The organism is Bacteroides faecichinchillae JCM 17102 (genome assembly GCF_000614145.1).
Lineage (GTDB): Bacteria > Bacteroidota > Bacteroidia > Bacteroidales > Bacteroidaceae > Bacteroides > Bacteroides faecichinchillae.
In genome coordinates, this window is the sequence record NZ_BAKK01000094.1 from 1 (window position 1) to 3,464 (window position 3,464).

General features: G+C 36.5%; 3 protein-coding genes and 1 pseudogene. All 4 read left to right on the plus strand.

Translation table 11 applies throughout. From position 1 onward, the window contains the following. Positions 1–472, plus strand: a pseudogene (locus JCM17102_RS20675) (gfo/Idh/MocA family oxidoreductase); the annotation flags it as partial. A gap of 21 nt (positions 473–493) precedes the next feature. After that, on the plus strand, positions 494–1,432 hold the full coding sequence (locus JCM17102_RS32105; protein ID WP_275564453.1) for a hypothetical protein: 939 nt from the start codon (positions 494–496) through the stop codon (positions 1,430–1,432). Next, a complete protein-coding gene (locus JCM17102_RS32110) occupies positions 1,336–1,998 on the plus strand; it encodes a glycoside hydrolase family 76 protein (RefSeq protein WP_275564454.1) in 663 nt (220 codons plus the stop codon). Before JCM17102_RS32105 ends, JCM17102_RS32110 begins: the two co-directional genes overlap by 97 nt. Positions 1,999–2,449: 451 nt before the next feature. After that, the gene (locus tag JCM17102_RS20685; RefSeq protein WP_245798646.1) at positions 2,450–3,397 is read left to right on the plus strand and encodes a glycoside hydrolase family 43 protein; all 948 of its coding nucleotides are present in this window, start codon (positions 2,450–2,452) and stop codon (positions 3,395–3,397) included. Positions 3,398–3,464: the final 67 nt, after the last annotated feature.

A 3,464-nucleotide genomic window follows, 5' to 3' on the forward strand; every position in this document is an offset into this window, starting at 1 on the left:
CGGTTTGGATAACCTTCCTCCTATTCCGGCAGGTTATGGCGTTTCCGGTCTGGATCCGAATATCCCTACAACGAACCAGGGAACTGCTCCGGCTGCTAAATTGAATCCCGGAAAGATTATTTATACGAAGGATTTAATCTTTAAGGGCGGTAGTCATGGCAGTACATTGTCGATCATTCCCGAGGAAAAGGCAAAGGAAATGGCTGACAAGCTACCGGAAGTACCGAAAAGTCCTTCGAACCACTTTGAAAACTTCTTACTTGCCTGTCAGGGGGTTGAGAAAACGCGTTCACCGTTTGAAATCAATGGAGTGTTGAGCCAGGTATTCTCATTGGGAGTAATGGCGCAACGTTTGAATACACAGTTATTCTTTGACCCTCGTACAAAACAGATTACTAACAATGAATTTGCCAATTCGATGTTGGCAGGATTACCACCGCGTAAAGGATGGGATGAATTTTATAAGTTATAACATAACAAAAGCAGAGAAAACATGAGACTGACTGAACGAAAGAATTTGTTTCTTATGTTAATCGCCCTACCACTTCTATTTTGCTCGTGTGGTAGTGGCGATGACTCTCTTCCGACAAAGGAAGAGAATGATAATAAAGGAGAAGAACCTACTATAATAGTTAATCCTGTAACCGATTTAAAGGGTGAAGAGACACAAAATGCTAATGAGTTGAAAGTAACCTGGCAGAATCCAAAGGATCCAAGGCTAATAAGAGTAGAATTATCTTATGCATTATTGACAGAAGGAACTGAAAATGAACCTCTCACACAACAAGTGAATGCAACATCGGGAAGTAAAGGCTCATTCCTCTTAAAACTAGCCCAATATGGAAATTATGAAATATCAGCAGTTGCTATCGATAATTATGGCAGAAGATCAGAAAAAGTAACAATTACTGCCACTCCATCCAAAACAGGGTTTGTCATTGACTGGTCTGCTCTTGCTGATAGCTGTACATATGTTCTAATAGAACAGTTTATGAATAAAAATAAAGGAACCTTCTGGAAATCTCCCAAAGACATAAGTGGGGGGTCTTTCAATATTTATTGGCAACAAGCACATGCGATGGATGTTGTAGTATATTCTTATGAACGAATAAAAGATGAGAATCCAGACTTAGCTAATACTTATAAAAGATATTTTAAACTTTGGTTCGAAAACAAAGCCAATAATTATCATCATAGTGCAAGTGATGAAACGGGCTTTCTTAATCCTTTTACTGATGATATGTGCTGGATTTGTTTGACAATGATACATCTGTCAGAAGCTACAGGGATGATACATATATTAATATGGCTAAAAAGATCTATGATCAACATATCATTACTAGAGCATGGACAGATAACAAAGGCACAGGATTGCCATGGCAGACCGAAAGTAATGGAAGAAATGCCTGTACAAACTCTCCGGGTTGTTTGATTGCCGTCAAATTATATAAGAAATTTAATAAAGAGAATTATCTTACAGATGCAAAAACATTATACAAATATATTGAGAGCAATCTATTGAAAGATGACGGCAGAGTGGAAGAACCTCCATTAACTTACACACAAGGAACTTTCGGTGAAGCATGTAGACAGTTATATCACGTAACTCAAGAAGTAAGCTATATGAGAATGGCTGAAAAGGTAATAAATTATACAGCGACAAGTAGTAGATGTCTTAGAAATGGAATATTAAGAGATGAAGGGACCAGTATGGATCAAAGTATTTTTAAGGCAGTATTTGTACCTTATGCAATAAATCTTATTTTGGACGACAAAGCACTCAGTTCTATCAGAACTTCTTTAAGAAGCTTTATGAAAGAAAATGCCAAGACATTGCGTAACAACCTAAATAGAAAAAAATATCCGGCTATGTACTGCGATTACTATTGGGGAAGCATATTCTCTGGAGATGTTGCATCAATGGGAGCTCAAGCTAGTGGAGCATCTTTGATAGAAGGAATTGCCCGTATGCTGGCTAGTGAAAATAATCCTGAATAATACTCAGGATTATAATTTACAGTTATAAATTTTAAATCAAAAGTACATGAGACCAATTGAACGATATATCTGGTCATTTATATTAATTATATTGCCACTAGTATTTTATGCTTGTGGTAGTGGTAACGACTCACTGCCCCCTGGAAATAACAATGATAAAGACAAAGGAGAAGCACCTGAAGTAATAGTTAATCCTGTTACTGATTTAAAGGCAGTTGAGACTCAAAAAGCAAACGAGTTACAACTAACCTGGCAAAACCCTTCTGAAGCAGTTTCTGTAGAGATCTCTTATCTACCGGATGGAGATGATGAAACAAATGCTATTATCACCAATGTACGAGTAAATGATAATATTAAAGGCTCTTTATTAATAAAAGCTCTAGAATATAATACATACCGGATTTCTGCGACTGCCATTGATAACTATGGAAGGCATTCGAAGAAAACTACAATCACAGCTATACCTGCTGAAAAAGATGCAGAAGTATCTTGGGAGATTGTAGAAAATAAGTTACCTATAGCCGATCCCTACATCTTGTATTACAATAATAAATATTATGCTTACGGTACTCGCATCAACGGGTTTGAAGTATATATATCAGAAGATTTAAAGCATTGGAAACGGGGAGAGCGTTTAGCATTATCTCCCGAGAACTCATGGGGAAACAAATGGTATTGGGCGCCTGAGGTATACTATATTGCATCAAAGAATATGTTTTATATGTTTTACACAGTAAATGAACACATTTGTGTAGCTACTTCCACAAATCCTGAAGGTCCTTTTGTACAAAGTGAGCAAAAGCCTATTGTTGCCAATGAAAAAGGAATCGACACATCATTTTTTATGGATGACAATGGTACGCCTTATCTTTATTTTGTACGTTTCACCGGAGGAAATGTTATTTGGGTGGCTGAGATGAATAAAGATCTGAAAAGTATCAAGACAGAAACATTAAGACAATGTATCAGTGCCGAAAATTCCTGGGAAAAGAAACAAGGAACTATCACAGAAGGACCTTCTTTAATAAAAAGAGGAAATACTTACTATTTGCTTTATTCTGCCAATCATTATGAAAGTCAGGATTATGCTGTAGGGTATGCAACATCAAATTCTCCATTAGGTCCATGGATGAAATATAGTGGAAATCCTATTTTGAGAAGAGATAAAGAAGCTGCCGGTGGATTGGTAGGTACTGGTCACGGAGCCCCATTCGTATGTAAAGACGGAAGCTATAAATACATTTTCCATGCTCATGCCAGTTCCACCAGTATTGGTCCAAGAACATCTTACATTAATGACCTCCATTTCTCGGACAACGGAATAATAAGCATTAGTGGAGAATTGATTAAACCGGTCATAGTAAAACAAAAAGTATCTATACTCAATAATGTTCAATAAACAAAAAATTATTATTATGTCAAAAAAGTTATTTATATTCGTATTTTTACTACCTTTTCAATTATTA